The sequence below is a fragment of the Brunnivagina elsteri CCALA 953 genome (assembly GCF_002289455.1).
Classification (GTDB): Bacteria; Cyanobacteriota; Cyanobacteriia; order Cyanobacteriales; family Nostocaceae; genus Brunnivagina; species Brunnivagina elsteri.
On record NZ_NTFS01000374.1, the window covers coordinates 1 to 6,506 of the forward strand.

The following is a 6,506-nucleotide window of genomic DNA, read 5'->3' on the forward strand; positions in this document are numbered from 1 at the left end:
CGTACAATTAGTGCGATGATTCCCATGTTTAATGCTCCACCAAAATCAGTAATTGATATTTTTGGTAATTATGATATTGCCAAAATAAAAGACTTATTTTCAGTCATTGGTTCACCCAATAAAACTTTAGATTTTGTCCGCACAATGCTAACAAGTGCTGAAGATATCCTCAATGAATGGTTTGATGAGGAGTTTTTGAAAGCACCTCTAGCAAGACTTGCGGCAGAATTAGGGGCACCACCTTCACAGAAAAACCTCGCCATTGGTGTAATGATGATGGCAATGCGTCATAACCCTGGAATGGCACGTCCACGGGGTGGTACGGGTGCTTTGGTGCAAGCTTTGGTGAATTTAGTAACTAGTTTGGGTGGGGTAATTTTAACCGATCAGCATGTAGAAAAAGTGTTGGTTGATGATGGTAAAGCTGTTGCTGTGAAAGCTGGTATTAATGAATATCGTGCTAAGTGTGGTGTAATTTCAAATATTGATGCGAAACGGCTATTTTTACAGTTAGTGGATAGTAGTGATATCGATGCTACTGATGCAAATTTGCGGAAAAGATTGGAAAGAAGAATTGTTAATAATAATGAGACAATTCTCAAGATTGATTTAGCATTAGATGAGCCTTTAAATTTTGTTCATCATGACCATAAAGATGAATATTTAGTGGGGTCAATATTAATTGCAGACTCGGTAATGCATGTGGAACAAGCACATAGTTTGTGTACTTTGGGACAAATTCCTGATAGTGACCCATCGATGTATGTGGTAATGCCAAGTTTCCGTGACCCATCACTAGCACCACCTGGAAAACACACCCTCTGGATTGAATTTTTTGCCCCTTATCAAATAGCTGGTGCGGAAGGAACGGGTTTAAGGGGAACTGGTTGGACGGATGAATTAAAGAATCAAGTTGCTGACAAAGTGGTTGATAAATTAGCACAATATTCGCCAAATGTAAAAAATGCAACTATTGCCCGTCGTGTTGAAAGTCCAGCAGAATTAGGGGAAAGATTGGGTGCATATAAGGGGAATTACTATCATATTGATATGACATTAGATCAAATGATATTTTTCCGTCCTTTACCGGAAATTGCTAATTATAAAACACCAATTGATAATCTGTTTTTAACTGGTGCAGGAACACATCCAGGTGGTTCAATATCAGGAATGCCTGGACGGAATTGTGCGCGAGTTTTCTTACAAACTCAACATCCGATCGCACAAACATTCAAAGATGCACGGGATGCGATCGCATCTACGGTTGCCTCTGTGTTTAAGCTTCATTAGACGAGTTTATATATAACGGAACGTGCGTTATGTGATGGCAAGGCTTAACGCATCTGAATATAGTATCTAATAAAATATGGATTTGTCTCGCGCAAAGTCGCAAAGTCGCAGAGAGAAGTTGCCGGGAGATTATTCTTCCGGCAAACTTCGGCAGAGAGTAAGAGTGTTAATATCTTAATTTATTAGTAATAGCAGTTATTGAGTTATGGGTTTTGAAAAAAATTCTGTAGTTTTTGCCAAGGTGATAAATTCTGATTTTGAATACTAGGTTGATTTAATTCTGATATTGTGGGAAATTTGGCTGATTTGGTATAAATATGATTTCGTAATACTTTCGCTAGTTGGTTGTTATTCTCCCGTAATCCTTCATAGAAAAAGAATACTTCTCCATTAATGCCACGATTGCGATCGCATTCAATTGCTTGTATCAAATAATCTGTACTGATGGTGTAGGAACCCAGTTTCATCAGTATTCCTGGTGCAAGTTTCGGTAAAGTGACACTTGTAAATTGCTCTGTAACTAGTTTGTCAATAATCTGTTTGTAGCTATTGAAATCCCGTCGATAAATCTGGGGGTTGATAATATCGACTATTCCCTGTTTTAACCAATTTGGGGTATCCTGCAAATATTCTTTATATGCCCAATCATGGATATTCGGAGAGATGGAAACAATCAAATTGGGATTAATCTCTTTAATTTGATGGTAGAGTTTTGCCCAAAATTGAGTTAAAATATCGGCACGCCATTGTAGCCATTGTTTATCTTTGTTATTAGCTGGTGGATTGGTTCCAAATTGCTGATGATAGCGTTCTATTGTTCCCTTGTCATAACCACCTTCACAGGGAAATGCTGGTAAGCGATCGTCTCCTTGAATTCCATCGACATCATAATTTTGGACGACTTCTAATATTAAATTGGACATGAATTCTTGTACTTCTAAATCGAGTGCATTCATCCATTCAAAACCATTTTTTTTGAGTAAATTTCCCTGAATATCACGTGCTGTCCATTCAGGTTTTTTCGCTAGTAATATTCCACCGTTTAAATTATACGAACTAGCAAAACCATATTCAAACCAGGGTATGACTTTCAACCCGACTTTATGCGCTGCTTCCACAACTTCAACTAATGGATCGCGATCTATACATTGCTGGTTAATTTCCACTCCAAATGTTCGACGCATCACTTGACTGGGAAATTGTGTTGTTGCATTGTTCCAAACTACAGGGAAAATAACATTAAAACCAGTTTCCGCAAGAAATTCCATTGCTTCACTGATTCGTGTTTGCGAGGAAAGTACATTACTGTCGGTTGTAGTTAACCAAATCCCACGTATTTCGGTGTTTGCCATAATTTTTGATTTGAAATTTTGATTTGTCTATGATTCGTAATATTTGCTTTTATTTCTCTTTTTGTCATGTTGCATTGGGAATAAAAAGCGAGGGCAATATTCCTATCAAATTAAAGAAGTCAGAGATATTATATTAAGCAATAATGATGAGAGGATAGGAGGGTAATATTGTATATTCTTCAGTACAACCAATTCCTAATTTAAATACTATGTCTGTTCTCGAAAGCACTTGGCAGCACGAATATATCACGAGTAATGGGATCAAACTTCACTATGTTACCCAAGGTGAAGGGGAATTAATGTTGATGTTACATGGATTCCCTGAATTTTGGTATTCTTGGCGATATTTGATTCCAGAATTTGCTAAAAACTATAAAGTAGTAGCACTAGATTTGCGGGGTTACAACGATAGCGAGAAACCTCAGCAAAAATCCGCTTATGTAATGGATGAATTTATCAAAGATATCGAAGGTGTAATTCGCGGGTTAGGTTACGATAAATGTATACTGGTAGCACATGACTGGGGTGGTGCGATCGCATGGTCTTTTGCTTATACATACCCAGATATGATAGAAAAGCTAATTGTCCTCAATATTCCCCATCCTGATAAGTTTGCTGAGGGTTTACGTACACTCCAACAGATGAAACGTAGTTGGTATATATTCTTTTTTCAATTACCCTTTTTACCAGAATTATTCATCAAATCACAAAATTATAAATTTATCGAAACTGCAATCAAAGGTATGGCAGTTGATAAAAACGCTTTTACCCAAACTAATATTGATGCTTACAAAGACGCAGCATCGAAACCTGGTGCTTTAACCGCAATGGTAAATTATTACCGCAATATCTTCCAACCTTCAGTAAAACGAAAATGGGGAATATTGGAAGTTCCGACACTGATGATTTGGGGGGAAAACGACACAGCTTTAGGTAAAGAATTAACCTACGGTACTGAAGCGTATGTTAAAAACTTGCAAATTCAGTACATTCCCAATTGTAGTCATTGGATACAGCAAGAACAACCAACATTGGTAAATCAGTATATGCGGGCTTTTTTAGGTAAAAACACAATTTACGCTGACTTTTGACTTCTGTAGAGACGTGCTTGTTCATTGCGTCTCTACCCACTCAATAAAAACTTTATAAAGTTATAACATTTGATTTATGAAACTCTTATTTAGAATAGTAAAAGTACCTAAATTAATACTGTAAAGAACAGATAATAATCATCAAGTTTACAAACGATGATTGTTACATATATTTAACAATATTTTTAATGTGAGAAAATAGGGATTATTTCTAGTCATGAAAACAGAGCAAAGGTTTGTCAGATAAGAATTTGCAGGATTTATATTGTTGATTATAACTTTCTCCCTCAGCAAAAAAATAGACAGTTTCTGGATTGAACTAATGACCAAATAACAAAGAGGTGCGATAATAAGATTGTGAGGAACAAAATACAAGCAATGTGCTGACCAAGGGGGCTTTTATGATGATGAAAATATTCGCGGCTCTAACCCTAGCGACTCCCCTACTTTTTGCTAGCGTTGTTAACGCTCAAAGTTCAGTTAAAAATCCACAGATGCAACAACTTTTGCAAACAGGTGAATGCATTAAATGCAATTTGGCTGGTGTGGATTTAACAGGTGCCCATTTGATTGGTGCGGATTTGCGTGGTGCTAATCTTAAAGGTGCTAATCTCAGTAGAGCTAACCTTGAAGGTGCAGATTTGACTGGTGCTAATTTAGAAGGTGCGAATCTAACTTCTGCTTTTGTTACAAATGTTAATTTAAAACAAGCAGACCTAGATGGAGTAAACTTTAGTCATGCGACTATTCACAACTCTAATGTTTACCAAGCATCAATGAAAAACTTGAATATAGATGAAGCTAATATAGAAGAGACTGCGATCGGTGTTGGTGGTGAAGAACCAATAAACGTTCAAGACTGGGACTAGTTGCAATTAAATAGTTGAATAGAGTGTTTTCGTAAAAGAAACTTAAACAACTTAAGCTGAAATAATTTAGACGAGTTTAGAAGAGAAGTATTATTTATATTACTATCTCTTCCGAACTCGTCTTTACAATATTTATTATAAATTTGTCATCGATTGTGTATGTACAAAACCCACACAGATAGAAAATATAGCGATCGCATAAGGAATAATTTATCTGATTTTTTTAGCCTTGCGATACCTTTGATAGCGGTCTAAAAAACTCTGTAAATTCGCCTTCTTGAAATGTTTCTTCCCAATTTGCAGGCAAGCGTCGGGGGTTAGGATTATCTTTCGTTGGTACGCGCATAAAGATATAATCGCACTGTACCCCTTCTAACTTAGTTTCCGGTGTAATTCCCCAATTCTCGATAAAAGCACCCGTCAGAGTTGCACTGCGAAAGTCCGTATTATCAACTTGCGATCGCATTAAATTCACTCTTGACAAATTAGCATTTTGCAGGTTCGCATTATTTAATTTTGTGCCAATTAAGCTGGCATCAACGAGATTTGCACCCCGCAAATTTAAACCTTGTAAATCCCAACCATCTAAATTTTTGTTTTGTAAATTTTTCGTAACTAGTAATGTTCTAATTTTGTGATTACTCAGGCAACATTTTCCAATCGCAGCAACATTCAGCCGTTCGACTTCAAACCAGTTAGTACGAGTTAAATTAGTCCTCAGCAAATTGGCATTTTTTAACTTTGCACGGGTAAAATCAGCATCAGTCAAATCGCTACCCTGAAAATTAGTTCCATAACGAGTAGCCATAGATAAAGCTAAATCGCGAATTATGCTTTGTTTCTCATCTTCAAACAGAGCCAGACAACCAACATAAGCTGAAAGTAGGATAACAGAAATTGCGATCGCAACTGCCACACCTCCAGCAATCGGATTTACCCTCGCAGCCATTATCGCTACAACACCAGATACCAAAGCAGCACTAGAAATAGTCACAGCAACAGCAAATAAACCAGCCACATAACCACCAAGGGCAACTGTTCCCGCAATTACCACAGTACCAAGAATAGTAGCTACTATCGCCACAGCACCCGTAACGACTACCGCAACAACCTGCGCTAACTCCATCGCACCAGCATTTGCAGTTCCTCCAGCCCATGTTACTGCCACAATCCCAGCCCATCCAACAGCAGCAACACCAGCACAAGTCACCGACAAAGCCATAAAACCAAAAGCAGCGCTGACACCTCGGTAAATAGTAATCAGAAAGAAGATACTTAAGACAGCTAAACAAACAATCCCAACATACAAATTTTCGCGGTTGTTATCTAACAGCAAAATTCCCACTAGGGAACCACCGATTGCCGACAGCAAACCAGATAAAGCCGAAAGCAACAAAGCAAATATAACTAAAACAATAGCCCAACGACGTTGCAATCCTGCTTTCACATGACTGAAGTTGGCACCTTTAAGATTTGCATCAGTAAAATCCGCACCTCGAATATCCGAGTATGAGAAGTCAGCATCCGCTAAATCTTTTCCTTTAAAGGATTTACCTCTGAGCTTCGCACGGTGATAATCTTGAGCCATGTCTAATTTCACATGATTAATTACAAGAGAGTAAAAACGTTTTTACTTTTTTGTTTTAACTATAGGTTGTAGATTATCAGGTTTTGAGAACTTTAATCATATTTAAAGGGAATGGGAAATTCGGGTACTCGAATTGACCCAAATAAAAGAACCCCACCCTAACCCTCCCCTTATTAAAGTGGCGTGAGGGAATCGGATTTCTAGTTTCCCCCCTTTCCAAGGGGGGATTAAGGGCAGGTCTGTTTCGTTCCCTTTTAAACAGGATTTGTCAAGATAGTTAGCGATAAATATCTAAGTAAGGGTGGCGATTAAATGA

The 6,506-nt window shown here is 37.7% G+C and carries 5 protein-coding genes; 3 read left to right on the plus strand and 2 right to left on the minus strand.

Annotated elements, in window-relative coordinates; genetic code table 11:
* The coding region (locus CK510_RS24185) for a phytoene desaturase family protein (RefSeq protein ID WP_143289415.1) at nt 1–1,290 on the plus strand (1,290 nt) is incomplete at its 5' end.
* 203 nt (nt 1,291–1,493) lie between these two features.
* Here the strand turns inward: CK510_RS24185 and CK510_RS24190 are convergent.
* Nucleotides 1,494–2,642, minus strand: a complete 1,149-nt coding sequence (locus CK510_RS24190) for a glycoside hydrolase family 10-like protein (RefSeq protein WP_095724105.1) — start codon at nt 2,640–2,642, stop codon at nt 1,494–1,496.
* Nucleotides 2,643–2,851: 209 nt separating this feature from the next.
* On the opposite strand from CK510_RS24190, the gene CK510_RS24195 reads away from it, so the two are divergent.
* A complete protein-coding gene (locus CK510_RS24195) occupies nt 2,852–3,733 on the plus strand; it encodes an alpha/beta fold hydrolase (protein ID WP_095724106.1) in 882 nt (293 codons plus the stop codon).
* 401 nt (nt 3,734–4,134) lie between these two features.
* Nucleotides 4,135–4,602 (plus strand): pentapeptide repeat-containing protein, encoded by a 468-nt coding sequence (locus CK510_RS24200; RefSeq protein WP_095724107.1) that lies wholly within the window; start codon nt 4,135–4,137, stop codon nt 4,600–4,602.
* Between the two features lie 223 nt (nt 4,603–4,825).
* On the opposite strand, the gene CK510_RS24205 is transcribed toward CK510_RS24200, so the two are convergent.
* On the minus strand, nt 4,826–6,190 hold the full coding sequence (locus CK510_RS24205) for a pentapeptide repeat-containing protein (RefSeq protein WP_095724108.1): 1,365 nt from the start codon (nt 6,188–6,190) through the stop codon (nt 4,826–4,828).
* Nucleotides 6,191–6,506 lie beyond the last annotated feature (316 nt).